The sequence below is a fragment of the Streptococcus mitis genome (assembly GCF_026782895.1).
GTDB classification, from domain to species: domain Bacteria; phylum Bacillota; class Bacilli; order Lactobacillales; family Streptococcaceae; genus Streptococcus; species Streptococcus mitis_CB.
Genome location: NZ_JAKUXJ010000010.1, coordinates 1 through 239, shown reverse-complemented (window position 1 = coordinate 239; position 239 = coordinate 1). Strand labels below are relative to the sequence as shown.

Annotated in this window: 1 protein-coding gene; it reads right to left on the bottom strand. The window is 54.8% G+C overall.

From position 1 onward, the window contains the following. A partial coding sequence (locus MK480_RS09995; protein WP_412077085.1) for a collagen-like triple helix repeat-containing protein occupies positions 1-239 on the bottom strand: 239 nt, incomplete at both ends.

The window sequence follows — 239 nt, the reverse complement described above, 5'->3', positions numbered from 1 at the left end:
CCACGTTCACCTTGATCTCCTTTAGCACCTTTGGCTCCGGTGAGACCGCGTTCACCTTGGTCCCCTTTTTCACCTTTAGCTCCTTGGGCTCCAGTTAGACCGCGTTCGCCTCGGTCTCCTTTTTCACCTTTAGCACCTTGGGCTCCGGTGAGACCGCGTTCACCTTGGTCCCCTTTTTCACCTTTAGCTCCTTGTGCTCCAGTTAGACCGCGTTCGCCTCGGTCTCCTTTTTCACCTTT